Consider the following 25574-nt stretch of genomic DNA (forward strand, 5'->3'; position numbering starts at 1 on the left):
GCTCCCGGCGGCGGCTTCGGCGGTCGCCCGGGTGGCGGCGGCCGTGGTCGTGGCGGCGGCACCGCGGGAGCCTTCGGGCGTCCCGGCGGCCGTCCCGCGCGTGGCCGTAAGTCCAAGCGTCAGAGGCGCCAGGAGTTCGACAACATGTCGGCGCCGGCGATCGGCGGCGTGCAGGTCGCTCGCGGCAACGGCGCGACGATCCGCCTGCCGCGCGGTGCGTCGCTGTCCGACTTCGCCGACCGCATCGGGGCCAACCCCGCCTCGCTCGTGCAGATCATGCTGCACCTCGGCGAGATGGTGACCGCGACGCAGTCGGTCAACGAGGAGACGCTGCAGCTGCTCGGAGCCGAGCTGGACTACAACATCCAGGTCGTCAGCCCCGAGGAGGAGGACCGCGAGCTGCTCGAGGCCTTCGACATCGAGTTCGGCGAGGACGAGGGCGACGAGGCCGACCTGGCCGCGCGCCCGCCGGTGGTGACCGTCATGGGTCACGTCGACCACGGTAAGACCAAGCTGCTCGACGCCATCCGCAAGACCAACGTGGTGGCGCGCGAGGCGGGTGGCATCACCCAGCACATCGGCGCTTACCAGGTGTCCACCACGCACGAGGGCGAAGACCGCAAGGTCACCTTCATCGACACCCCGGGTCACGAGGCGTTCACCGCCATGCGTGCCCGAGGCGCGAAGTCGACCGACATCGCGGTGCTGGTGGTCGCGGCCGACGACGGCGTCAAGCCGCAGACGATCGAGGCGCTCAACCACGCCCAGGCCGCCGAGGTCCCGGTCGTGGTCGCGGTCAACAAGGTCGACAAGGAGGGCGCCGACCCCAACAAGGTCAGGGCCCAGCTCACCGAATACGGCCTGGTGGCCGAGGAATACGGTGGCTCGACCCTGTTCGTCGACATCTCGGCGAAGAACGGCACCGGCATCGACAACCTCCTCGAGGCCATCCTGCTGACCGCCGACGCCGAGCTCGACCTGCGCGCCAACCCGACGATGGACGCTCAGGGCATCGCGATCGAGGCCCACCTCGACAAGGGCCGCGGCCCCGTCGCGACCGTCCTGGTCCAGCGCGGCACGCTGCGCGTCGGCGACTCCATCGTGTGCGGCGAGGCCTTCGGCCGCGTCCGCGCGATGCTCGACGACAACGGCGACCAGGTCGAGGAGGCCACGCCGTCGCGTCCCGTCCTCGTGATGGGTCTGACGGCCGTGCCGAGCGCCGGTGACAACTTCATCGTGGTCACCGACGACCGGATGGCCCGGCAGATCGCCCAGCAGCGCGCGGCGCGCAAGCGCAGCGCCGACATGGCGAAGTCGAGCCGGCGCCGCACCCTCGAAGAGCTGTTCAGCGACCTTGAGAAGGGTCGCGTCGACGAGCTCAAGCTCATCATCAAGGGTGACGTGTCCGGTTCGGTGGAGGCCCTGGAAGACGCCCTGCTCAAGATCGACGTCGGCGACGAGGTCAGGCTTCGAGTCCTGCACCGCGCGGTCGGCGCCATCACCGAGTACGACGTCAACCTGGCCGTCGCCGACGACAACGCGGTCATCATCGGCTTCAACGTCCGCCCCGAGCCTCGGGCGCGCGACCTGGCCGAGCGCGAGGGCGTCGACATCCGCTACTACTCGGTCATCTACCAGGCGATCGAGGAGATCGAAGCGGCGCTCAAGGGCATGCTCAAGCCCGAGTTCGAAGAGGTCCAGATGGGCTCGGCGGAGGTCCGCGAGGTCTTCAAGGTGCCGCGGATCGGCAACATCGCCGGTTCTCTGGTCCGCTCCGGCGTGATCGTCCGCAACAGCAAGGCCAGGGTCATCCGCGACGGCGTCGTCATCGCGGACAACCTGACCGTCTCGTCCCTGCGTCGCTTCAAGGATGACGCGACCGAGGTCCGCGAGGGCTTCGAGTGCGGTATCGGTGTCGGCTACAACGACATCAGGATCGACGACGTGATCGAGACGTTCGAGATGCGGGAGAAGCCGCGCGTGTGACGCGCGGCCGGGCGCCCGGCGGGACATCCGCCGGGCGCCTCTCGCACGCCCTGGCCTGGTCCCCACCGCAGCAGGCCGGTCGTGCGCCGACCCCACAAGGCCAAGCGGTGGTGACCAGTGATGTATGTGGGTGCCCTGACCCTGGATATCCTGCTCGGCGACGTCAGGTCGCTGAAGCAGAAGCGCTCTGTCGTCCGTCCGCTCATCGCCGAGCTGCAGCGCCGTTACCCCAGCATCGCGGTGGCTGAGACCGGTCATCTCGACCTGCACCGCAGAGCGGAGGTCGGCGTTGCGGTGGTTTCCGCTTCCGCGGGTAACTGCAAGGAGCTGCTGGACGCCTGCGAACGCATGGTGGCCTTCCGCCCCGAGATCGAGCTGCTGTCGGCCCGGCAGCGGCTCTACACCGACGAAGATTGAACGACTGCACGGCCAGGTCGTGCGTGAGGGGGAGCGAACATGGTGGATGCCGCACGAGCGCGCAAGCTCGCCGACCGCATCCAGCAGATCGTCGCTGAGATGCTGGAGCGTCGGATCAAGGATCCGCGTCTGGGCTTCGTGACCGTGACCGACACGCGCGTCACCGCCGACCTGCGCGACGCGACGGTGTTCTACACGGTGTTCGGCTCCGACGCCGAGCGGGCCGACAGCGCCGCGGCTCTCGAGAGCGCCAAGGGCATCATCCGCTCGGAGGTGGGCCGCCAGACCGGGGTCCGGTTCGCGCCGACGCTGACGTTCAAGCACGACCCGCTGCCCGACAGCGCGCGTCACCTCGACGACCTGATCAACGCCGCCCGCGCGCGGGACGCCGAGGTGGCCAAGCAGGCCCAGACCGCCTCCTACGCCGGCGAGGCCGACCCCTACCGCAAGCCCGACGACGAGGACTTCGACACCGAGGCCGAGACGGGCGCTGAGGCCGGCTCGCAGAGCCTGAGCGGCAGGGACGACCAGGCGTGACGCCCGACGTGCGCGACAGGGCAGAGCGTCCGCCTCGCGTCGAGCGGCGTCCTTCCGAGGACTGTCCCGTCCCCGAGGAGTCGTGGGACCGCGCGCTGCGGCTGATCGGGCAGGCCGACGAGGTCGCGCTGGCCTGCCACGTGACGCCCGACGGCGACGCGCTCGGCTCGATGCTGGCGGTCGCGTTCGTGCTGCGCTCGATGGGCAAGCGGGTGGTCGCCTCGTTCGGCGACCGCCACTTCGCGGTGCCGCGGCTGCTGCGCTTCCTGCCCGGCCAGGAGATGCTGGTGCCGCCGGACGACTACCCTGCCGCGCCCGACCTGATGATCGTCTTCGACTGTTCGACGTTCGAGCGGGTCGGGCTGCTCGGCGCCAACGCCGCCTCGGCGCGCGAGGTGATCGTGGTCGACCACCACCCGTCCAACTCGGGGTTCGGCTCGCTCGACCTCATCGACGCCAAGGCCGCGGCCACCGCCATGCTCGCCGAGCAGCTCGTCTACCGGCTCGGGGGGCGGCTCGACCGCGACATCGCCACCTGCCTGTACGCCGGCCTCGTCACCGACACCGGCTCCTTCCGCTACTCCTCGACCACGCCCGCTGTGCACCAGATGGCGGCCAGGCTGCTCGCCACCGGGCTGCGGGTCGACGAGATCGCCCGCGAGCTGTGGGACCGTTCCCCGTTCGGCTATCTCAAGGTGCTGGGCAACGCGCTGGAGCGGGTGGCGCTGGAGGACGGCATGGTCTGGACGTACGTGACCCGGGTCGACCGGGCCGCGTACGGGCTGCCGTACTCCGAGCTCGAAGGCATTATCGACATCGTCCGCCGCACCGACGAGGCGCAGGTCGCCGTCGTGCTCAAGGAGGACGACTACGGCGACTGGCAGGTGTCCACCCGGTCCAAGGGCACCGTCGACGTCGCGGCGGTGTGCGCGGCGCTCGGCGGCGGCGGCCATCACAACGCGGCCGGGTTCACCTCCTACGACACCGTCGAGGAGACCATGACGAAGTTCCGTCGCGAGCTGCGGAAGGTTACCTGAATGGCCGAGAGCGGTCTGATCATCGTCGACAAGCCGGGCGAGTGGACCTCCCACGACGTGGTGGCCAAGATGCGGCGCATCGCCGGCACCCGCCGGGTGGGGCACGCGGGCACGCTCGACCCGATGGCGACGGGCGTGCTGGTGATCGGCGTCGAGAAGGCGACCAGGCTGCTCGGTCACCTGATGCTGACCGAGAAGGAGTACCGCGCCACGATCCGGCTCGGCGTGAGCACCAACACCGACGACGCCGAGGGCGAGGTCACCGCCACCACGTCGGCCGCCGGGGTCGGCGAGGGCGAGATCCACAAGGGCGTCGAAGCGCTCACCGGCGCCATCATGCAGGTTCCACCGCAGGTCAGCGCCATCAAGGTGAACGGCCAGCGGGCCTACAAGAAGGCGCGGGCGGGCGAGGAGGTCGAGCTGGCGGCCAGGCCCGTCACGGTGAGCTCGTTCGAGGTGCTCGCCATCCGGCCGGCCGGCGACGTCGTGGACGTCGACGCCGTCGTGGTCTGTTCGAGCGGCACCTACATCCGCTCGCTGGCCCGCGACCTCGGCGCCGCGCTCGGCGGGGTCGGCGGGCACCTGACGGCGCTGCGCCGCACCCGGGTGGGGCCGTACGACCTGTCGCTGGCGAAGACCATCGAGCAGCTCAGCGAGGAGTGCGTGGTGCTGCCCATCGGCGAGGCGGTCGCCGCGGCCTTCCCGCGCCGCGACGTCACCGCCGAGGAGGCCCGCGTCGTCGCCCACGGCGGGCGGCTGCCGGCCGCCGGGCTCGGCCCTGGGCCCATCGGCGTGTTCGGGCCGGAGGGTGAGCTGCTGGCGCTGGTGGAGGAGCAGGGCCGCACCGCGCGGCCCCTGGCGGTCTTCGCCGGCTGACCGCGTCAGCCCGGCTTGCGGGCCACGATGATGTCGCGCACGATCGCCTGGTCCACCCAGTGCTCGAAGTCGGGGTAGTCCATCACCTCGAGGCCCGCCCCGGTCAGGATGCGGGCCAGCTCGTCGCTCTTGCCGCCGTAGGTGTTCCAGGCGATGCCCATCGCCCCGCCGGGCCGCAGCAACTCGGCCCAGACCGGCACCGCCCGGCCCAGCAGCTCCAGCGGGCTGCGCGACAGGCCCGCGCCGCCCTTGCTGCCGTGCTGCACGCCGTAGGGGGCGTCGGTGGCCAGCACGTCGAACGAACGCGGCTTGAAGAACTCGCGGCTCTTGAGCGTGTCGGCGTTGACCACGGTCAGGCGCTGCACGTCGCCGGCCTTGAACGCCTCCTTCGACAGCCCGAAGGCGACGTTGAGCCGCCGCCCGACGAGAGCACGGTCGCGGCGCACCGGCACGGTCTCCGCGGTGTGCTTGAGCCGCCTGTTGCGCAGCCACGTCTTGATGAAGCCGGCGTAGGCCTCGAAGTCCTTGCCGTCGACGTCGAGGCCGTAGGCGTCGTAGCCGTACATGAGGGCCTGGTTGAGCGTGGTGCCGCGGCCGCACATCGGGTCGAACACCGCGAGGCCGTCGCCCAGCCCCTTGTCGCTCGCCAGCGCTGTGACGTTGAGCAGCAGCTTGGTGAAGTGCTCGTTGGTCTTGCCGGCGTACTTCTGGATGGTGAGCAGGTCGCTGCTGAGCCGGTCGCGCGACCGCATGGCGAGCGGCCTGAGCAGGTCGCCCTCGACGCCGAAGACGGCGTAGACGGACGACAGGTCGGACAGCAGCCGCACGTCGCCGTCGGACAGCGGCCCGGCGGTGTCGAACGTCACGTAGGGGACGCCGCCGATGCGGGTCTCCTCGCTGGCCAGCACCTCGCCCTCAAGGGCACGCGCGCTGAAGACGGCCAGCTCGTTGCGGGTGAGGCGGACGGAGCTCTCTCCGTAGACCCGGTTGAAGGCAGGCAGGATCAGGAGCGCGTAGCGAGGCATGATGCCCGATGATAGCCGCCTCGATTGGAGGGAATGCCGCGCCGCGTGGCACGCTTGTACGGGTTGTTCCGGGGACGAGTGAATGGGGCCTGGCGTGCAGGGTTCGGAAAGGTCTGTGGTGACCGTCGGCGTGCACGACGGGGTCCACCTCGGGCACCAGCGGGTGGTCGGGCGGGCCGTCGCCGTCGCCCGGGAGCGGGGCCTGCGCAGCGTGGCGGTCACGTTCGAGCCGCATCCCGACGAGGTCGTCCGCCCCGGCTCGCATCCCCACCGGCTGACCAGCGCGCGGCGGCGGGCCGAGCTGCTGGCCGGGCTGGGCGTGGACACCATCGACACCGTGGAGTTCTCCTTCGGGCTGTCGCAGTGGACACCGGCCGAGTTCGCCCAGAAGGTGCTCGCCGAGCGGCTGCGGGCGGCGGTCGTGGTGGTGGGCGCCGACTTCACGTTCGGCCAGGACGCCGCCGGTGACGTGGAGACCCTGCGCGCGCTGGGCGACAAATACGACTTCGAGGTGGAGTCCGTGCCCCGGCTCGACGACATCTCCTCGACCTCCATCCGCGAGCGGCTCACCGCCGGCGACGTCGCGGGCGCGGCGGCCGAGCTGGGCCGCCCCCACCGGGTCGAGGGCGTCGTCGTACGCGGCTACCAGCGCGGCCGCCGGCTCGGCTTCCCCACGGCCAACGTCGAGACCCCGCAGTACACCGCGATCCCGGCCGACGGCGTCTACGCGGGCTGGCTGCAGTGCGTCCCGGTGGCCAACCTGCCCGCGCTCTACGACGGCGAGCGCTGGCCCGCGGCCATCTCGGTCGGCACCAACCCGACGTTCGAGGGCGTGCCGCGCACGGTGGAGGCGTACGCGCTGGACCGCGACGACCTGGAGCTGTACGGCGCGCACGTCGCGGTCGAGTTCGCCGCCCGGCTGCGCGGAAACACCCGCTTCGACTCGATCGAGGCGCTCATCGCCCAGATCCACGCCGACGTGGAGGACACCCGACGCCTGACGAGCTAGCCGGTCTCGGCTCGGACACGACCGCCCCGTGCACTGGACCCGGGGTGGTAACCTTGCATGTCGGCTCTATACCGGCAGCGCTGCGCGCTGCCCATGACGGCCTTCACGCGGCGACTGTAGGCACGCACGGTCGTTCGCGCTTCCATCTCATTCGCGCGTGTCCGTAGATCGAAGGAGAGCCGTGTCCCTCGACACCGCTGCCAAGAAGTCCATCATCGACGAGTACGCGACGACCGAGGGCGACACCGGGTCGCCCGAGGTGCAGATCGCGCTGCTCAGCAAGCGCATCAGCGAGCTGACCGAGCACCTCAAGACGCACAAGCACGACCACCACAGCCGTCGTGGTCTGCTGCTGCTCGTGGGTCGCCGGCGCCGCCTGCTGAAGTACCTGCAGAAGGTCGACATCCAGCGCTACCGTTCGCTCATCGAGCGGCTCGGTCTGCGCCGATAACATGACGAGGGAGCGGCCGGCGCGCCGCTCCCTTCTCATATGGGGTAGGACCCATCGCAGGGCGCGTGGCGGCGTGAAAACCGTCCCGCGCCTGGCGTACAACTGAAGATCCGAGACACACAGCCCCCGCGTCCGCTCAGCACCATGCGACCCGCGACGCCTGCGGGCCGGTCCTCGGTAGTGGCTTCCGGTAAGAACGCACTTGACCGGGCGCTTCGATCGAAGACCGGCGCTGCACCTAACGAGGGTGCCGGTGAGAAAAGGGCGCGGGTGACCGACCACAAGGAGGTCCCCCGTGGAGGGTGTCCACACTGCTGAAGCCGTCATAGACAACGGCTCTTTCGGCACGCGTACGATCCGGTTCGAGACCGGTCGGCTCGCGCGCCAGGCGGCGGGTTCCGCCGTCGCCTATCTCGACAACGACACGATGGTGCTCTCGGCGACGACCGCGTCCAAGACGCCGAAGGAGCAGTTCGACTTCTTCCCGCTGACGGTCGACGTCGAAGAGCGCATGTACGCCGCGGGCCGCATCCCCGGCTCGTTCTTCCGCCGCGAGGGCCGTCCCTCCGAGGACGCGATCCTCACCTGCCGGCTGATCGACCGGCCGCTGCGCCCGTCGTTCGTCAAGGGCCTGCGCAACGAGGTCCAGGTCGTCGCCACCGTCATGGCGCTCAACCCCGACCACCTCTACGACGTGGTCGCCATCAACGCCGCGTCGCTGTCCACCCAGCTCGCCGGGCTGCCCTTCTCCGGCCCCATCGGCGGCGTCCGGGTGGCGCTGATCGACGGCCAGTGGGTGGCCTTCCCGACCCACCACGAGCTTGAGCGGGCCACGTTCGACATGGTCGTGGCCGGGCGGGTGCTCGACGACGGCGACGTCGCGATCATGATGGTCGAGGCGGAGTCCACGAAGGACACGCTCAAGCTCGTCGCCGACGGCGCGGTCGCCCCGACCGAGGAGACCGTCGCGCAGGGCCTGGAGGCGGCCAAGCCGTTCATCAAGGTGCTGTGCGAGGCGCAGTCCCGCATCGCGCAGGTCGCCGCCAAGGAGACCGCCGAATACCCGATCTTCCTCGACTACCAGGACGACGTCTACACCGCCGTCGAGGCCGCGATCAAGACCGAGCTCGGCGCCGCGCTGACCATCGCGGGCAAGCAGGAGCGCGAGAACGAGCTGGAGAAGGTCAAGGCGCTGGCCGCCGAGAAGCTCCTGCCCGAGTTCGAGGGCCGCGAGAAGGAGATCTCCGCCGCGTTCCGCTCGGTGATGAAGAAGCTCATGCGCGAGCGCGTCATCAAGGAGGGCGTGCGCATCGACGGCCGCGGCACGAAGGACATCCGCGCGCTGTCGGCCGAGGTCCACGTGGTGCCCCGGGTGCACGGCTCGGCGCTGTTCGAGCGCGGCGAGACCCAGATCCTCGGCATCACGACGCTCAACATGCTGCGCATGGAGCAGGTCATCGACACGCTCAACCCCGAGCGGACCAAGCGCTACATGCACAACTACAACTTCCCGCCCTACTCCACCGGTGAGACCGGCCGGGTGGGCTCGCCCAAGCGCCGCGAGATCGGTCACGGCGCGCTGGCCGAGCGGGCGCTGATCCCGGTGCTGCCCACGCGTGAGGAGTTCCCCTACGCGATCAGGCAGGTGTCGGAGGCGCTCGGCTCCAACGGCTCGACCTCGATGGGCTCGGTCTGCGCCTCCACCATGGCGCTGCTCGACGCCGGTGTGCCGCTCAAGGAGATGGTCGCCGGCATCGCGATGGGCCTGATCGGCGAGGGCGACACCTACGTCACGCTGACCGACATCCTGGGCGCCGAAGACGCCATGGGCGACATGGACTTCAAGGTCGCCGGCACCAAGGACGTCATCACCGCCCTGCAGCTCGACACCAAGCTCGACGGCATCCCCGCGAGCGTCCTCGCAGGCGCGCTCAAGCAGGCCAAGGGCGCCCGCCTGGCGATCCTCGACGTGATGCAGGAGGCGATCGACTCCCCGGCGGAGATGAACCCGACCGCGCCGCGCATCATCACCATCAAGGTCCCGGTCGACAAGATCGGCGAGGTCATCGGCCCCAAGGGCAAGATGATCAACCAGATCCAGGACGACACCGGCGCCGAGATCACCATCGAGGACGACGGCACGATCTACATCGGCGCCACCGACGGGCCGTCCGCCGAGGCCGCCCGTTCGGCGATCAACGCCATCGCCAACCCGCACATGCCCGAGGTGGGCGAGCGCTACCTGGGCACGGTCGTCAAGATCGCCGCCTTCGGCGCGTTCATCTCGCTCATGCCGGGCAAGGACGGCCTGCTCCACGTCTCCCAGATCCGCAAGCTGCACGGCGGCAAGCGCATCGAGAACGTCGAGGACGTCATGGCCGTCGGCGAGAAGATCCAGGTCGAGATCGCCGAGATCGACGGCCGCGGCAAGCTCTCGCTGGTGCCGGTCGAAGTCATCGAGAAGGAGGCCGCCGAGAAGGAGGCCAAGGCCGCCGACGGCGATGCTCCCGAGCAGTCCGAGGCGCCCGCCGCCCCGGCCGCCGACGACAAGCCCGACCGTCCGCGCCGCACCCGCACCCGCGTGCGCAGCTCCCGCAGCTCCTCCGAGGGAGACGACCGGAACTCGTGACCACGACCACGCTGCACCCCGGCAAGGACGGAGCCGGGGTGGTAAGGCGCACCGTCCTCCCGGGTGGGCTGCGCGTGGTGACCGAGACCATGCCGACCGTGCGGAGCGTCGCGGTCGGCATGTGGGTCGGCATCGGCTCGCGCGACGAGGCTCCCGAGCACATGGGGGCCACCCACTTCCTTGAGCACCTGCTGTTCAAGGGCACTCCGACGCGCGACGCCATGGAGATCTCCGCCTCCATCGAGGGCATCGGCGGTGAGATCAACGCCTTCACCGCCAAGGAGTACACCTGCTACTACGCGCGGGTCCTCGACGAGGACCTGCCGGTCGCGGTCGACGTGCTCGCCGACGTAGTGACCAGCTCGCTGGTGACCGAGGACGACGTCGAGTCCGAGCGTGGCGTGATCCTCGAAGAGATCGCCATGCACGACGACGACCCCTCCGACGTGGTGCACGAGCAGTTCGCCGCCACCCTCTACGGCGACTCGCCGATCGGCCGGCCCATCCTGGGCACGGTCGACTCCATCAACGCGCTCGGGCGCGAGCGCATCGCCGAGTACTACCACCGCTTCTACCTGCCGCGCCGCACCGTCGTGTCGGTGGCGGGCAACGTCAGGCACGAAGAGGTCGTCGAGCTGGTCGCCAGGGCGTACGAGCGGGCGGGGGCGCTGAACGGCCCCGCCGAGTTCGAGCCGCCGCGCACCAGCGGCCCCGGCGCCGCGACGCGGTCCGGCGTCGCGGTCCTCGACCGGCCCACCGAGCAGGCCAACCTGGTGCTCGGCACGACCGGCCTGTCCCGCACCGACGACCGCAGGTTCGCGCTCGGCGTGCTCAACGCGGCGCTCGGCGGCGGCATGTCGTCGCGGCTCTTCCAGGAGATCAGGGAGAAGCGCGGCCTGGCCTACTCCGCCTACAGCTACACCTCGGCCTACGCCGACACCGGCCAGTTCGGCATCTACGTGGGCTGCCTGCCCTCGAAGATCGACGACGTGCTGAAGATCTGCCGCGACGAGGTGTCCAGGGTGGTGGCCGAGGGGCTCACCGCCGACGAGATCATGCGCGGCAAAGGCCAGATGCGCGGCGGGCTCGTGCTCGGCCTGGAGGACACCGGCTCGCGCATGTCCCGCATCGGCAAGAACGAGCTGGTCTACGACGAGCTCATGTCGGTTGACGAGGTGCTCGCGCGCATCGAGTCCGTCACCCCCGACGAGATCTGCGAGGTCGCCGCCGACGTGCTCAACCGGCCGCTCACGCTGGCCGTCATCGGCCCGTACGGCGACAAGGACTTCAGCGACGCGATCCGCTGAGACGCGCGCCGCCCCCCGGTCCGGCATCGGCGGGGCGGCGGCACGATAGGCTCGCCCTGTGATCAGGGTAGGTGTGCTGGGCGCCCAGGGACGTGTGGGCGTCGAGGTGTGCAAGGCGGTCGAGGCGGCAGCCGACATGGAGCTGGCGGCCGCGCTCGACAAGGACGACTCCATCGAGGGGCTCGCCGGCGCCGAGGTGGTGGTCGACTTCACCCATCCCGACGTGGTGATGGGCAACCTCGAATGGGCGATCGGCCACGGCGTCCACCCAGTGGTGGGCACCACCGGCTTCGACGAGGGGCGGCTCGAGACCGTGCGGCGCTGGCTGGCGGCCAACCCCGGCACCAACTGCCTCATCGCCCCCAACTTCGGCATCGCGGCCGTGCTCATGATGCACTTCGCGCAGCAGGCCGCCCGCTACTTCGAGTCGGCCGAGATCGTCGAGCTGCACCACCCCAACAAGGCCGACGCGCCCTCCGGCACGGCCCGGCGTACGGCCGAGCTGATCTCCGAGGCCCGTTCCAAGGCCGGGCTCGGGTCGATGCCCGACGCCACCAGCACCGCGCTCGACGGCGCCCGCGGCGCCGACGTCGGCGGCGTCCACGTCCACGCCGTGCGCCTGTCGGGGCTCATCGCCCACCAGGAGGTGCTGCTCGGCGGCGACGGCGAGACGCTGACCATCCGCCACGACACGATGAGCCGCGCCGCGTTCACCCCCGGCGTGCTGCTCGGCGTGCGGCGGGTGCGCGAGCTGCCCGGCCTCACGGTGGGCCTGGAGCGCCTGCTCGACCTCTAGCCAGGTGCACACGACGTGCCCACGCCTCGCACACGCGGACGTGGGCACGTCGTGAGGAGAGGGTCCCAGCTCCGCACAGCCGGGCCTACGATCTTCAACCCTAATATGAGCGGCGAGCTACGCTCCCGACATGAGATCGTGTCGCCATGGTGCGATGGGCCGAGGCGGATGAGCTGGCCGGATTGGTGCCGATCGAGCTGGCCGCCGACCGGCTGTTCGAGCAGGTGGGCATCGTGTTCCCGCCGGGCACGACGATGATCGAGGAGGTCGCCGGCCCCGGGTCGGTGCTGGTCGAGGGGGCGCCGCCCGACGGGTTCGCGCTCATCGGCGAGGTCGACGGGTGCGTGCATCTCGACCAGCTCGCCGTACGTCCCGAGCGCATGCGCCAGGGCATCGGCGGGCGGCTCGTCGCGGCGGTGATCGACCACGCGCGGTCCTGCGGGGCGCCCGGCGTGACGCTGACGACGTTCAGGGACGTGCCGTGGAACGGGCCCTGGTACGCCCGGCACGGCTTCTCCGTGCTGCCCGAGAGCGCGTGGGGGCCCGGGCTGCGGGCGCTGGTCGCGCACGAGCGGGAGCTGGGCATCGAGCTCGCGCCACGCGTCGTGATGCGGTGCTTGTTGTGAGGCGGTGTTTGTTGTGAGGCGGTGTTTGTTGTGAGGCGCTGTTTGTCGTGAGGTGGCGCGCCGTCTGGTCAGCCTGATGTCTTCTGCGGGGGTTCTTCGAAGCGGGAGCGGCGAGCCGGCTCGCCGCTCACCTTCTCCACGATCGAGGCGGCGATCTGGTGCACCTTGACGTTGCGGTCCTGCGAGATCTGCCGTAACAGCTCGAACGCCTGCCGCGCGGTGCACCGGCGCTGCGCCATGACGATGCCGAGCGCCTGGTCGATCACCCCGCGCGTGGTCAGCGCCTCCTTGAGCTGCCCCGCCACCTCCCGCATCCGCGCCACGTCGAGCGCCGCACGGAACAGCACCCCCACGTGCGCCGCCGTCACGCGCATCGCCGTCCACGTCTCGTCGGTGAACCCGCCGGGACGGCTCGCGTAGAGCGTCAGCACGCCGAGCAGCACACCCGCCGACTCCAGTGGCTCGCAGTGCACCCCGCGCACCTGCCCGGCCGCCGCCGAGAAGCGCGGCCAGCGCGACTCGGCCCGCAGATCGTCGGACGTCACGGGACCGCCGTCCCTGATCACGTCGAGCACCGGCCCCTGCCCCGTGGCCCGCTGCAGGCCGTCGAGCAGCTCGGCGACCCCGTCGGAGCAGGCCACCGTGGGGATCTCGCCGTCGCGGCACAGCACGATGCTCAGCATGGGGGAGTCGGGCATCGCCCGCCCCGCGATGGCGACGCACTCGGCGAGTGCCTGCTCGAACTCCGCGATGTCGGTGGGCACGCCGGCCCGTTCGGCCATGATCCCTCGCACTCGTCGGCGGTGCTCGGTGACCTAAGGCTAGCTCACGAGAGGTAGGCGTCCACCTCGGCGAGGTAGGCGTCCTTGAGGTGGCGGGGCAGCCAGGTGATCTCGAACGCGTTGCGCTGCAGCCCGGCCAGCTCCTCACGGGTGAGCTGGAGCGCGTCCTGGAGGGCCAGGAGGTTCTCCGTCACGTACGCGGAGAAGTACGCCGGATCGTCGGAGTTGATCGTCACGCGCACCCCGAGGTCCATCAGCTTGCGGATGCCCTCGGCCTTCATCGAGTCCGTCACGTAGCCGTTGGAGACCGGGCAGCACGTCAGCCCCATGCCCCTGGCCAGCACCTTCTCGACCAGCCGCTGGTCCTCCAGGATGTTGACGCCGTGATCGATGCGGTCGACGCCGATGTCCTCGATCGCCTGCCTGATGTGCTCGGCCGCGTCGTCCTGGTCGACGTCGCAGTGCATGGTCAGCAGGTAGCCCTCCTGCCTGGCACGCTCATAGACGGCCGCGAACTTGCGCGGCGGGTTGCCCTTCTCATCGGAGTCGAGGCCCACGCCGGCGATCCACTCCTTGTACGGCAGCGACTCCAGCAGCGTCGCCATGGCGTACTCGGCCTGGAAGTCGCGCAGGAAGCACATGATGAGCTGGGCCCGCAGCCCGAGCTGCGCGTACGCGTCGAGCAGCGCCCTGCGCAACCCCCTGATGACCACGTCGAACGGCACACCGCGCGAGGTGTGCGCCTGCGGGTCGAAGAAGATCTCCGCGTAGCGGACGTTCTGGCTCGCCGCCTTGCGCAGGTAGGCCATGGCCAGGTCGTAGAAGTCGGGCTCAGTGCGCAGCACCCGCATGCCCTCGTAGTAGATCGTCAGGAACGACGGCAGGCTGTCGAAGGTGTAGGCCGCCCGCATCTCCTCGACCGACGCGTACGGCAGCTCCAGGCCGTTACGCCTGGCCAGCTCGAACTTCAGCTCGGGCTCCAGCGTGCCCTCGATGTGCAGGTGCAGCTCGCACTTCGGCAGACCGGCGATGAAATCCTTCACCGTCCCACCCTAGAAGACGCCTCAGAAGACGCCTCAGAAGACGCCTTAGAAGACCAGGGCGAGCCCCACCGCGAACAGGGCGCCGTACGCCATCTGCAGCTTGCCCGTCTGCTGCAGCACCGTGATGAGCGCGGGGCCCACCGCCTTGCCCATCACCGCCCTGACCGGCAGCACCGCCAGCGGCGCGCTCAGCAGCACCAGCGCCGCCCACGGCGTGAACGGCACCATCGTCAGCGCCACGAAGTAGGGGATGACCTGGCAGGCGACGTAGAGCGCACGGGTGCGCTCGGCGCCCAGCCGGACGGCGAGCGTGCGCTTGCCCGAGTCGCGGTCGGTGCCGACGTCGCGCAGGTTGTTGACCACCAGCATCGAGCACGACAGCAGGCCCACCGGGATCGACGCGACCAGCGCCGCCCAGCTCAGCTGCTCCGTCTGCACGTACGCCGTGCCGACCACCGGCACGATGCCGAAGAACACGAACACGGCCGGCTCGCCGAGCCCGCGGTAGCCGTACGGGCGCTTGCCGCCGGTGTAGAACCAGGCCGCCGCGATCGCCGCCGCGCCCACCAGCAGCACCCACCACGCCTGCGTCACCAGCACCAGCACGAGCCCCAGCACCGCCGCCACGGCGAAACAGCCGAGCGCCGCCGCCAGCACCTGCCTGGGCGGCGCCACCCGCGAGCCGACCAGCCGCATCGGGCCGACGCGCTGGTCGTCGGTGCCGCGGATGCCGTCGCTGTAGTCGTTGGCGTAGTTGACGCCGATCTGCAGGGCCAGCGCCACGAGCAGCGCCAGGACCGCCCGCCACCACACGAAGCCGCCCTCGCCGATCGCCACGCCGGTGCCCACCATGACGGGCACGATGGCGTTGGGGAGCGTGCGGGGACGGGCGCCGGCGATCCACTGGCCGGGGGTTGCCATCTTTGTCCTCAAGCCTCTAGCTGATGTCGGTCCTGAGCCTGACCATCCTGATCGGGCGGCCCATGTCGAGGACGCGCTCTGCCATGTCCTCACCCCAACCGGCCGACTCCAGGAAGCCGAGCACAGCGTAATTGTCGGCGAACACCCAGGTGACGATCTGCCGGAAGCCGTCTTCGCGCAGGTAGTCGACGGTGGCGTTGAGCAGGCGGCTGCCGTGACCCCGGCGTACGAAGTCGGGATCGACCAGCAGCGTTAGCATCTCGGCCGTCACGCTGGGATCGAGGTCGGGGTCCTCGGCCGGCGCATGGGAGGCCAGACCCACCACGCGCTCACCACCACGAGGAGTGACCAGAGCGGCGCTGCCCCCCACGCCGAGGGCGGGGAAGCCCTCGGTGTCGAGGATGGTCTCCACCGCGACCAGCACCCGGTGCATGGGGCTGGGCGGGGCGACGATCGCCTCGTCCCACTGGCGCAGCCACATCTTCTCCGCCGCCGCGCCGGTCATCTGCTCGAGTGGACCTTCCGGGAGGAAATCCCGATAGCCGTAGCGCCAGGCGCGGATCTGAGTATTCGCAACCTGGAGCACATCCTCGCGCCGGGCCGCCCGGACGCCTACGTCTGCCATCTCGGCCCGCTCCTTCGCCTGCCGTTCATGCCACAAGGCACGAGTTACACCGTATCGGTGTTTGACCCTTGAGGACGACGCGAACCCCGCTTCCGCGCCCGGTAAGCGCGTGTCTTGGTGCGGTTGCCGCAAACCCGCATGGAACACCACGAGCGGGAACGGTTCTTCGACGAGTCGATGAACGCCCACTGACAGGTTCCCTCCGCGCACACCTTGAGCCGGTCCCACGACGCCGTCACGGCCGCCGCGGCGATCCGCGCCAGCCCGCCCAGAACACCGTCCGCCACCGGCGCCAGCCCAGGACCCTCCTCCGGAGTCACCGCCACCCGCAGGGGGAGCCCCGGCAGGTCGGCCGCCTCGCGCCTGAGCGCCGCCCGCAGGCCCTCACGCAACTCGTGCGCGGTCCGCAGGTCGTCGTCGGTCGCTCGGTCGTGGGGGCCGGCCAGGTCGCGCTCGCGCAGCCACAGGGCCAGCTCCGCCGGGGAGGACAGCTCGTCCGTCTGGGTTTCGACGTCGAAGGTGTTCACGAAGTCGCGTACGAGCTCCGTGGAGAACGGCATGCCGTCACTCTACTGCGCGCGCCGACCCTCATGATCACCAGGTCTGGCGCGGCGTCCTTGCCACGCGTGACGCCTCAGTCGCAGGATAGGAGAGGAGGTGTCACAACCATGGCCGACCTCACGATCCCGGAAGGCGGCTTCTGGCCGGCGCCGGACATTCCGCAGCCCAACATCTACCCGATGGAGTGGCGGGTCGAGACCGAGAAGCTCGCCGCCATCTACGAGAAGTCCAAGCGCGTCGTCTGGAACCCCGCCGACCTGCCCTGGGACGCCCTCGACCCCGCCGCGTTCACCCGCGAGCAGCGGCTGGGCATCATGTACTGGTTCGCCGTGCTCGCCAACTTCGACGCCTCAGGGCCCGCCGTCTTCGCCCGCGCCACCATCCAGGCGTTCGAGAAGCACGAGGAGGACCCGGTCAGGAAGTGCTTCTTCTCGATCACCCGCGACGAGATGAACCACGAGGAGTGCTGCCAGCGCACCATCGCCCGCCTGTGGCCCGGCGGTCCCCTCGACTGGACGCCGTCCGACGACCTCGAAGCCGCCGCCCACAACAACATCGGCTGGCTCTACCACAACGGCGGCCGCTACTGGAACGGCTACACCGCCGCCGTCGGCCGATATTCGCTGCCGGTGCTGTTCACCAGCTTCATGATGGGCGAGATGGCTGCCTCGACGCTCTTCCGCGGCATGGCGTCCGGCACCCGGCATCCCGTCTTCGGCGAGATGTTCCAGCGCATCGGGCGCGACGAGTCCCGCCACCTCCAGATCTGCGTGACCATCCTGGAGAACGAGTGGCCCGGCCTCACCGACGACACCCGGGGCCTGATCACCCGGCAGCTCAGAGCCGGGTTCGTCTTCCTCAGCATGATTCTCTGGGAGCCGCCCGAGGGGTTCTGGGAGCTGCCGCCCTACTTCCTGGCCAACCACCGCGTCCTCATCGATCACGCCAGGCAGGCGGGGCTGGGGGTGCTGTCGTACGAGGAGCAGGCCGAGAACTGGCGCCTGGCCATGGCTCGCATCCACGCCATCGTCGAACGCTGGGGCATCGCCTTTCCCGCCATCCCCGAACTCGACCTGGAAGGGGTGCAGGTGGACGTCGTCGACCCCGAGGACATCATCCCCGTCTTCTAACATCGAGGTCATGTGGCCACGGATGGACGGACTGCGGGTCCTTGAGCTTGGTACGCCCGGCGAACTTCGTACCCGGTTGACCGACCTGGTGCTGTCCGGTCACAAGACCGCGACCGCCGGGCTCCTGACCCTCGACTACGAGGCTGAGGGGGAGGAGGTCGAGCACGTCGGCGAACGGCTCGCCCTCGTCGGCGACTCGGGGGAGCGCGTGGGGGAGATCGAGATCACCCGGGTCGAGGTGGTGCCTTTCGCCGAGGTGAGCTGGGAGTTCGCGAACGCCGAAGGCGAAGGCTACGCGTCTGTGGCCGAGTGGGGGGAGTCGCATGCGGGGTTCTGGCGCGCGTACGGCGTGGAGGTCACCGACTCGACCCCCGTGGTGTGCCTCTGGTTCCGCCTACTCTGACCACGCTGCCGCCTGTCCCAGCGGATGCCTGCTCCGGCCCTGCCCCGCGCCGCTCCGGCCTCGGCCCTGCTTCCGGCCCTCGGGGCCCGTGCTGCGGTTCACTGCCTCCGCACGGCCCCGCAGGGTGTCGCCTCTCTCGACCCGCGCCGCACGATGCACATTGCTGTGCGTGGCGCGGGTCTCCACACTGCGCCTGGCTCAGGACCTAGGCGGCGCCGCCCTGGTCAGGTGAGCCGACCCTGGCGCCGCAACAGCCCGGCTCACCTGCCGCATCACCAGCCCTTGACGCGGTGCTCCGGTGGTCGCGTCCCTGACAGTCTCTGACCTTCCCTGGCCTTCCCCTGACCGTCACTTGCCGGTCGTCGTCGACGGCCATCGCTCCTCCGGGGAGACGTAAGTCCCACGGTGCGGAACGCTGTACACCCACCCCTCGTCGCGCAGCAGCGCAATAGCCCGCCGCACGGTCTCACGAGCGGCCTCGTAGGACCGCACCAACGTGACCTCGCTGGGAATCTGCTGCCTGGCGGCCAGATCACCAGCCTTGATCCGCTCCCGAATCTCCCCGGCTATATGTCGATAAAGCGGCTTATCCCGCCCCACAGGCCGAAGTTCACCCGGAACGCTGACAAATGTCCCCTGACCTTGCCGGGTATGAACCAGCCCCTGATTACGCAGCACGCGAATGGCCCTGCGTGCAGTCGTACGCGCGACGTTGAATTCCCGCTGGATCCCCGCCTCGCTGATAACCACATCTCCAGGCGACAGTTCGGCGATGATGCGCGACCTGATGACCTCGCTGATCTGGAGATAAAGATACCTGTCGCCCTCGCGATTCAGCACGCCCCAAGACTATCCAACGGCGAGGCAGCGGGAAGCCCAATCAAGAACCAGGACGTCTGGGCCATTTCTCAGGGATAGTCACGTAACTGCCCCGATATGGCACAGTGACCACCCAGCCATGCTCTCGCAGATACGCCACAGCCTGCCGTACGGTGACCTTCGCCACCCCATATCGCCGCATCAATGTCCGCTCCCCGGGGATAGCCCGGTTAGGCGCAATATCTCCACGCTCGATGCGCTCGACAATATCTGCAGCGATCCTCCGATAAACCGGCATATGCACGAACGCCCGAGGCGTCCCAGGCCGCCCAACGAACGTCCCTTCCCCACTGACCGTGAACACCAGCCCTCGCGCCCGCAACTCCCGCGCCACCCGACGGGCGGTGCTCTGAGCGATGAGGTAGTCCTTCTGGAGCGCGGCCTCGCTGGGCACAGGCTCGCCGGCCTTCAGCTCGCCACGCTCGATCCGATCGCGAAGCAGGTCAGCGACCTGCACGTAGAGGGGAACACGGCCCCCGCGATCCAGCACGCCGGGGATTCTACAATCGTTCTCAACCGGAACTTCCGTCCACAAGGACCGAACCGGACACTGCCCGTCGCTAAGACGACGCCCCCTGCCTCGGCCAGTGGTTCAGCCGCCCGCGCCCCTGCCTCAGTCGGTGGTTCGGCTGCCCGCGTCTTTATCTCGGTTGGCGGTTCGGCTGCGTGCGCCCGCCTCGGTCAGTGATTCGGCTGCCCGGCACCCTTGCCCTGGTCCGCGATGCGTCTCCCCGCACCCCACGGAAGACGGGCGGTTGCGGCGCACTTGGCCGACGCCCAACGACGGCCGTCCAGATGCTGACGTCCGAGGGGCAGATGCTGCCGAGGTAGCAATCGCACAGTAGCGCGGCCACCGCACCAACCCCTGCGTAAGCAACGATTCACGGTGAGGGAGAATGACGGTGGCCGCGATCACTAGTGTGACTGTCGAATCGAATCGGCGCAGGAGATCCGCGAATCTGAAAGAAAAATAGGTGGCGAGCGCCGAACCGCGCCGCACGTACCGGAAGAATGGCCGCCGACCGCGCGGATAGGGCATTCGCGACATCAGTATCTGGCAGTCAACGGACTGAGTGGCACGTCTACCCACTACGCAGGCACATGCGTACACGTCATGATTACGCACGATCAGTGCAGAATAACGGAGATTTGGTGACGGCCATCGCGATCCCTCGAAGACGCAGTTCGAAGGACATCGAGCGCGATGGCCGCGAACCACAGTCTGCCCTCGGAACGGCCTCCGGTGAAGAGCTTTCCGACCGGTGGCTCCGACTTTTCGTTGCGGACCTTGTGAAGAGGGCTGATGGACGCAGTGTCACCGGACGGGGTCGCCACCCGCCCGGTGACAAGGGTGCAGTGGGTGCCTGGTACGCGCCATGGCCCAGCACTGTGCACCGGAGACCGCTGACTATGACACGTCCACAGCAGCCGTCGCCCACGCACCCCGCGTGTCCGCGCATGATCCCGGGCAACGCGCCTGCCCAGACCTCACTCACGAGGAACGGGCTTCACCCGGGATCACACGCAGACCATGGACATGGCCCCGTGCGACTTCAAGGGGGCATGGCGCCATGTCCACGGCGAGTATCGGCCGGCTGACGTCCATAACGGCCTACCCGCGCGATTAGATTCTCATGGTCATCCCTTGGAAAACTGCCGTTCGACGCTATACGCGGGATCATGCCATTTGCGGAAACCTGCCTCCATCGTCCGATGGGAATTTGATTTATAGCGGAATGCGCCTCCAAGCCCCACCCGAGATGATCACGTGGTCGAGAAGCCGCAATCCGACCGTGTCCGCCGCTTCGAGCAGCCGGGCCGTGGCCTCCAGATCTTCCGGACTCGGGTCGAGCGACCCGCCCGGATGATTGTGAGCGAGCCCGAACACCGCACCGCCCGCCGTCAGCACCTCCCTGATCACCTCGCGTATGGGCATGACCGTGTGATCGCTGCCGCCCTCGGTCAGCACCGCCCGCTTGAGCACCCGCCCACCGGTGTCGCACGCCACCATGACCAGCCGCTCCTGGGTGCGGTCGTGGAGCAGTGGCGCGCAGGCGTGGGCGAGGTCGGACGTGCTCGTGATGCGTTCGCGCTCGGGCCACGCCTCCGCTCGGCGTACGAGATGAAAGGCCGCCGTCACCCGCGCCGCCTTGGCGGGCCCGATTCCGGGCAACGTGATTAACCGGTGCGGATCCGAACGGCTGAGCCCATCGAGATCCCCACAGTGCTCGATCACCTGGCTGGCCAGGTCGAGCGCGCTGGCTCCCCGAAACCCGGAACCGAGCAGCACGGCCAGCAACTCACGATCGGCCAGCGCGGCGGCCCCACTGGCCATGAGCCGTTCGCGCGGCCGATCACCCTTGGACAGGTCTTTGACTCGCATCGACAACCTCCGCCCCTGTTCTATCAACGCCCACCGACAATCTCTGACCTGCGCAAACACCCCAATCCCGACCATCGGCAGCTTCCCACCCCACCACCGAAACCCCGTTCTCCAGGCCGCTGTGGACACCTCTGCCTGGGGCGCATCCACTGATCCGGCCCTTCAAGGAGCCCACGCTCGAAGGACTCGGCGTCGCTTGAGAACACGCAGCAAAGAGTTGTGGCCCGCATAGGCGGGGACGCGCCGAGCGCGCACGGCCCAAGGGCTTGGGCCTGAGGGCAGGGAGACCGGCGCCAGCGTGCGAGGACGTCCGGGGTGCGAGGACACCGGAGGGTGGGGCGTGCGGACATGAGGGGACGCAGACGTGAGGGGGACGTGAGAGGACGCGGGGACCGAGCGCCTGCCGACGGCCTGCCTCATCCGCCTGCCTCATCCCACCTGCCTGATTCCGTCCGCCTGATTCCGTCCGCCTCATTCCGTCCGCCTCACCCCGCCCGCCTCACCCCGCCGGCCGCACCCCGTCCGCCTTTCCGCCGTCCGCCTTCGCGCCGCTGCCGTAGTCGGCGCCGCGCAGGTGCTTGGCCTCGGGCGACGTCAATGCTCGGCCATGGTCTTCACCGTGGACCGCAACAAGTCGGGGTCCCCGGTCCCGATTTGCTGCGCCAGCCGGAGGTCAGGCGGCACACTGTTGTCGCGGCCATCACGTGGTTCCCTTCGATCTTCAATTGCGCCTTCGGAGGATCACGCGATGGCCGTCACCATTGCCGGCGCCGCGCCTGCGAGCAGGTCGTCAGACCCTTGCGCCGCTCTCGTGCACGTAACGTCCTCGCGTACCGCCGCGCACCCTTGCACGGTGTACTTTGCGCCGTGCATCCTCGCGTGCTCTCGGCGCTCTGCTCGCCCGCTTCCGCGTGCGGTGGTGTCCGTCCCGCGCCGTGCGTGCCTGGTCGCGTGGGGTTGTGTCCGCCCGCCCGCGCCGAGGTCCAGATGCCGAGCTGAACCACAGGCGCTTCCTCAGTACAGGGTCAGCGGTAGGCCCCGCTTCGGTCATCCCCGCACCACTGCGCACCTCACGTCGCGTATCCCACGACTGCCTCCGCGGTCCATCTGTCCCGAGTCAGCCGCGCCGCCGCTCGAACTCGGACATCCGCCGCGAGAGATGGGCCGCGCCCCGGCTCAGAAGGCAGCAGCGAAAGGTGGGCGTTGCCGGGGAGATAGGTGTCCCGGCAGAGGACACGTAACAGAGGGTTGGGCTCTGCAGGAAGGAGCCCGGCTGGTCAGGGCGGCTCGAAGCAGGGATTCGCAGGCCGCCAAGTTCCCTGACAAGGTGCAGCCGTCGGCGGAGCATGGCTAGCGAGGCACACGCTCGAGAACGGTCCGCAAGGGCCTATGCGTGCGTGGAGGGTCGTGGCCATGCGAGGTCATTGCTCGGCCAGGGACCGGTGCGACGGGTATTCAGCCCGACGGGCGACGAAGCGTCTCTTGGTGTCGCCTGAGGCAGGACCTTGGAGCCACTACGCGCAGTGTGTCCCGGTGTGTTCCCGAAGAGGGCCCGGGGGTTGCGCGGCAGGGCGTTCAAGAAGCCGCTTGGGTGACGGCATGGGGAGTATCGCGTGGATGAGTACCGAGGTGGGGAGCTCCGGGCGAGAGAGAAGGTGCTCGCCCGGAGCTCACCGTTCTAGACGGGCATGCTGTACATGACCCGGAATCGGTCGCCCGGGATGACGATGTCGCTCGTCTCCACCGGCCGGTCGCCCGCCCAATGCGTACGCTCCACGTGCAGCACGTGCACGCCGGCCGCCAGGTCGAGAACGTCGCTCTCCACGGGCCGCGGGATGCGGGTATGCACGCTTTCGACGATCTCCGTGATCTTTATGCCGTGCGCGTACATCCGTGTGACGAATCCCCGCCGGTCCTCGTCGCTGTGGGAGGCGAACTCCCGCATCTCGTACGACGTGGCGAGCTGGAGCGGTCGGCCGTCGCCGCGGAAGACATAGCGGGTCCTGGTCAGCGTCGCAGTCTCGGGCAACCGGAGCCGCCGGGCGATGTCGGGGCCGGCTTCGGTGAGCTCGCTGTGCCAGTCCCATGTCACGCGTCTGCCCTGCGACTGCAGGTCGGCCGCGAAGGGGGCCGGATGATCGAGGAAACGCCATCGATGCAGCGCGGTCAGGTCGGGACGTTCTCGGACGTAATGTCCCGAGCCCACGCGGCCGATGATGAGGCCCTCGCCCGCGAGTACGCGCAACGCATGACGGGCGGCGGTCTCGCCGACTTGATATTTGCGCGTCAGCTGCGCCCGCGAAGGAATGGGCGCGCCGGGGGGAAGGGTGCCGTCGGTGATCTGTCGCCGAATGTCTTCGACGACACGCAGGTAGACCGGATCTGAGGTGGCCACTAGTCCATCCCTGGGGGTTCGTGTGAGGCGTTGCCCCATGTTGCCGTATTCGGCAGGTAACCGACCGTCATCGAAGGACGCTGGAGCCCCAACTTTGCGATGGCGGAAAATTATCGGAGAAACCCTGTAACGCCGGTGTAAGGGCGGCCGATTCTCCGATAGAGGTCGTCGATGTGTGTACCCCCGAGCACATATCGGCGACCTCTTCCATGTCGGCCTTGCCTGACCGCCGCCTACCTTAGTGACGTACGGCCAGGTGAGACCACCTTTTCTTGGTTCGAAGCCAAGGTCTTCTTGACCTTCCGCTCAGCCCGGCCGCATCGGCCGTCCGCCATGTCGAGGCCTGTCCCAGTACGTCCGCGCCGCCTTGTCCCCTTCCGTACACCAGGGGATGCGTATGCCTAAGTGATCGCTCCCTTGAGCTGTCATGTCCAAGAAGATTGCTTCGCGTGGCGCTGCACCGGCTCGGGGTGCGGGGTCCCGAGTAGTGAGCTACATGCCGGTTTCCGCTGGAGCGCACCCTTAAGGGGCTGGCTTCGTGGCGATGCGGGCCAGTTCGACCGTTTCGCGAGGGGAGGGTGCGGTGCTGGCGATCGTGGGTGAGTGCCGCGGTGGCGTAGGTGGTCTGGGTGCCGGGTAGCCTGCGAGGAGGGAGTGCCGGCCGGCCGGCCGCGGCGATGTGTCGTAACGGTCGGCTGGGTTGTCCGGTGTCGTGCGCTGACGCGTACAGATGCTGGCGAAAGGGGGCAAACACGGCTCCGGGCAGGCGAAGCGGGGTGGCGACGTCCAATGGATTTCTGAATCCGGGTAGCGTTCGCACTATGGCATCGCCAACTGGAACCACCGACGCGCCCTTCGGCCGTATGCTGACCGCGATGGTCACGCCGTTCACCCCCGACGGTGAGGTCGATTACGCGGCTGTGCGACGTCTTGCCACCTATCTGGTGGACGAGCAGCGAAACGACGGTTTGATCGTCAACGGGACGACCGGTGAGTCGCCCACCACCTCCGACGAGGAGAAGCAGCGCATCGTCAGCGCTGTGCTGGACGCGGTCGGCGACCGCGCGACCGTGGTTGCGGGGGCGGGGACCAACGACACCCGCCACAGCGTCGAGCTCGCCAAGCAGGCGGCCCGCGCCGGCGCCCACGGCCTGCTCGTGGTGACGCCGTATTACAACAAGCCGCCGCAAGAGGGGCTGTACCAGCACTTCACCGCCGTCGCCGACGCGACCGACCTGCCGGTGATGCTGTACGACATTCCGGGACGCAGTGGCGTACCGATCAAGCTTGAGACTTTGCTGCGCCTGGCGCAGCACCCGCGCATCGTGGCCGTGAAGGACGCCAAGGGTGACCTGTTCGCCGCCAGCCAGGTGATGATCTCGACCGACCTCAAGTTCTACTCCGGCGACGACCTGCTCAACCTGGCCTGGCTCTCCCTCGGCGCGGCCGGCTTCGTGAGCGTCGTCGGTCATGTGGTCGGGGCCGAGCTGGCCCGCATGATCGAGCTGCACAAGAGCGGCGACGTCGCGCAGGCCCTGGCCGTGCACAACCAGGTGAATCCCGTCGTGGACGGGATCATGCTGCGTGCGGGCGGCGCGATCATGGCAAAGGCGGCACTGAGCCTGGTGGGGATGCCGGCCGGTCCGGTACGGCTGCCGCTCGTGGACGCCACGGAGAAGCAAATCGCCGAGCTGCGTGCTTGCCTGGTGGCCGGCGGGGTGAAGTTGGCAGATACCTAGGAACGGGGAGGAACCGG

Annotated in this window: 24 protein-coding genes; 14 read left to right on the forward strand and 10 right to left on the reverse strand. The window is 69.1% G+C overall.

Features of this window, described 5'->3' with window-relative positions; translation table 11 throughout:
- The 5 genes from infB to truB form a co-directional block, all read left to right on the forward strand.
- The coding region (infB, locus tag ABZW11_RS40720; protein WP_355429953.1) for a translation initiation factor IF-2 at positions 1-1986 on the forward strand (1986 nt) is incomplete at its 5' end.
- Between the two features lie 120 nt (positions 1987-2106).
- Positions 2107-2403, forward strand: a complete 297-nt coding sequence (locus ABZW11_RS40725; RefSeq protein ID WP_345398649.1) for a DUF503 domain-containing protein — start codon at positions 2107-2109, stop codon at positions 2401-2403.
- A gap of 39 nt (positions 2404-2442) precedes the next feature.
- Entirely contained in the window at positions 2443-2940 is a 498-nt protein-coding gene (rbfA, locus tag ABZW11_RS40730; protein ID WP_355429957.1) for a 30S ribosome-binding factor RbfA, read from the forward strand.
- Complete coding sequence (locus ABZW11_RS40735; RefSeq protein ID WP_355429960.1) at positions 2937-3977, forward strand: DHH family phosphoesterase; 1041 nt, start codon at positions 2937-2939, stop codon at positions 3975-3977. Before rbfA ends, ABZW11_RS40735 begins: the two co-directional genes overlap by 4 nt.
- Positions 3978-4853: a tRNA pseudouridine(55) synthase TruB gene (gene truB / locus ABZW11_RS40740; RefSeq protein WP_355429963.1), complete on the forward strand. Its 876-nt coding sequence runs from the start codon at positions 3978-3980 to the stop codon at positions 4851-4853. It abuts the gene before it with no gap.
- 5 nt (positions 4854-4858) lie between these two features.
- On the opposite strand, the gene ABZW11_RS40745 is transcribed toward truB, so the two are convergent.
- Positions 4859-5878, reverse strand: a complete 1020-nt coding sequence (locus tag ABZW11_RS40745) for an SAM-dependent methyltransferase (protein WP_355429966.1) — start codon at positions 5876-5878, stop codon at positions 4859-4861.
- Positions 5879-5960: 82 nt separating this feature from the next.
- On the opposite strand from ABZW11_RS40745, the gene ABZW11_RS40750 reads away from it, so the two are divergent.
- The 6 genes from ABZW11_RS40750 (at position 5961) to ABZW11_RS40775 (ending at position 12696) form a co-directional block, all read left to right on the forward strand.
- Complete coding sequence (locus tag ABZW11_RS40750; protein ID WP_355429968.1) at positions 5961-6887, forward strand: bifunctional riboflavin kinase/FAD synthetase; 927 nt, start codon at positions 5961-5963, stop codon at positions 6885-6887.
- Between the two features lie 181 nt (positions 6888-7068).
- Positions 7069-7338, forward strand: a complete 270-nt coding sequence (gene rpsO / locus ABZW11_RS40755; protein WP_345398667.1) for a 30S ribosomal protein S15 — start codon at positions 7069-7071, stop codon at positions 7336-7338.
- Positions 7339-7633: 295 nt separating this feature from the next.
- Positions 7634-9967, forward strand: coding sequence for a polyribonucleotide nucleotidyltransferase (locus ABZW11_RS40760; protein ID WP_355429971.1), 2334 nt, complete (start codon positions 7634-7636; stop codon positions 9965-9967).
- Positions 9964-11274, forward strand: a complete 1311-nt coding sequence (locus ABZW11_RS40765) for a pitrilysin family protein (RefSeq protein ID WP_355429974.1) — start codon at positions 9964-9966, stop codon at positions 11272-11274. The genes ABZW11_RS40760 and ABZW11_RS40765 overlap by 4 nt, the downstream gene beginning before the upstream one ends.
- Positions 11275-11332: 58 nt before the next feature.
- Positions 11333-12070 (forward strand): 4-hydroxy-tetrahydrodipicolinate reductase, encoded by a 738-nt coding sequence (dapB, locus tag ABZW11_RS40770; protein WP_355429977.1) that lies wholly within the window; start codon positions 11333-11335, stop codon positions 12068-12070.
- A 146-nt stretch (positions 12071-12216) separates the two neighbouring features.
- Positions 12217-12696, forward strand: a complete 480-nt coding sequence (locus tag ABZW11_RS40775) for a GNAT family N-acetyltransferase (protein ID WP_355429980.1) — start codon at positions 12217-12219, stop codon at positions 12694-12696.
- Positions 12697-12764: 68 nt separating this feature from the next.
- On the opposite strand, the gene ABZW11_RS40780 is transcribed toward ABZW11_RS40775, so the two are convergent.
- The 5 genes from ABZW11_RS40780 to ABZW11_RS40800 all read right to left on the reverse strand — a co-directional run bounded on the left by ABZW11_RS40780 (position 12765) and on the right by ABZW11_RS40800 (position 16627).
- The gene (locus tag ABZW11_RS40780; RefSeq protein WP_355429983.1) at positions 12765-13478 is read right to left on the reverse strand and encodes a GAF and ANTAR domain-containing protein; all 714 of its coding nucleotides are present in this window, start codon (positions 13476-13478) and stop codon (positions 12765-12767) included.
- Positions 13479-13522: 44 nt separating this feature from the next.
- Positions 13523-14521 carry an adenosine deaminase gene (locus ABZW11_RS40785; protein WP_355429986.1) on the reverse strand — a complete coding sequence of 333 codons (999 nt, stop codon included), beginning with the start codon at positions 14519-14521 and terminating at the stop codon, positions 13523-13525.
- Between the two features lie 45 nt (positions 14522-14566).
- Positions 14567-15442 (reverse strand): 1,4-dihydroxy-2-naphthoate polyprenyltransferase, encoded by an 876-nt coding sequence (locus ABZW11_RS40790; RefSeq protein ID WP_355429988.1) that lies wholly within the window; start codon positions 15440-15442, stop codon positions 14567-14569.
- Between the two features lie 16 nt (positions 15443-15458).
- Positions 15459-15947 (reverse strand): GNAT family N-acetyltransferase, encoded by a 489-nt coding sequence (locus ABZW11_RS40795; RefSeq protein ID WP_355429991.1) that lies wholly within the window; start codon positions 15945-15947, stop codon positions 15459-15461.
- Between the two features lie 164 nt (positions 15948-16111).
- A complete protein-coding gene (locus ABZW11_RS40800; protein WP_355429994.1) occupies positions 16112-16627 on the reverse strand; it encodes a CGNR zinc finger domain-containing protein in 516 nt (171 codons plus the stop codon).
- Positions 16628-16735: 108 nt separating this feature from the next.
- Here ABZW11_RS40800 and ABZW11_RS40805 point away from each other — a divergent pair, with 108 nt between their 5' ends.
- The gene (locus tag ABZW11_RS40805; protein ID WP_355429998.1) at positions 16736-17758 is read left to right on the forward strand and encodes a hypothetical protein; all 1023 of its coding nucleotides are present in this window, start codon (positions 16736-16738) and stop codon (positions 17756-17758) included.
- A 10-nt stretch (positions 17759-17768) separates the two neighbouring features.
- Positions 17769-18161 carry an ASCH domain-containing protein gene (locus ABZW11_RS40810; protein WP_355430001.1) on the forward strand — a complete coding sequence of 131 codons (393 nt, stop codon included), beginning with the start codon at positions 17769-17771 and terminating at the stop codon, positions 18159-18161.
- A gap of 348 nt (positions 18162-18509) precedes the next feature.
- On the opposite strand, the gene ABZW11_RS40815 is transcribed toward ABZW11_RS40810, so the two are convergent.
- The 4 genes from ABZW11_RS40815 to ABZW11_RS40830 form a co-directional block, all read right to left on the reverse strand.
- Entirely contained in the window at positions 18510-19001 is a 492-nt protein-coding gene (locus ABZW11_RS40815; protein ID WP_355430004.1) for a winged helix-turn-helix domain-containing protein, read from the reverse strand.
- A gap of 40 nt (positions 19002-19041) precedes the next feature.
- A complete protein-coding gene (locus ABZW11_RS40820; protein ID WP_355430006.1) occupies positions 19042-19530 on the reverse strand; it encodes a GntR family transcriptional regulator in 489 nt (162 codons plus the stop codon).
- 1236 nt (positions 19531-20766) lie between these two features.
- The gene (gene radC, locus ABZW11_RS40825; RefSeq protein WP_355430009.1) at positions 20767-21423 is read right to left on the reverse strand and encodes a DNA repair protein RadC; all 657 of its coding nucleotides are present in this window, start codon (positions 21421-21423) and stop codon (positions 20767-20769) included.
- A gap of 1678 nt (positions 21424-23101) precedes the next feature.
- The gene (locus ABZW11_RS40830; RefSeq protein ID WP_355430012.1) at positions 23102-23818 is read right to left on the reverse strand and encodes a GntR family transcriptional regulator; all 717 of its coding nucleotides are present in this window, start codon (positions 23816-23818) and stop codon (positions 23102-23104) included.
- A gap of 821 nt (positions 23819-24639) precedes the next feature.
- Here ABZW11_RS40830 and dapA point away from each other — a divergent pair.
- Entirely contained in the window at positions 24640-25557 is a 918-nt protein-coding gene (dapA, locus tag ABZW11_RS40835) for a 4-hydroxy-tetrahydrodipicolinate synthase (RefSeq protein WP_355430015.1), read from the forward strand.
- Positions 25558-25574: the final 17 nt, after the last annotated feature.

The sequence above is a fragment of the Nonomuraea sp. NPDC004580 genome, assembly GCF_040609855.1.
GTDB classification, from domain to species: Bacteria; Actinomycetota; Actinomycetes; order Streptosporangiales; family Streptosporangiaceae; genus Nonomuraea; species Nonomuraea salmonea.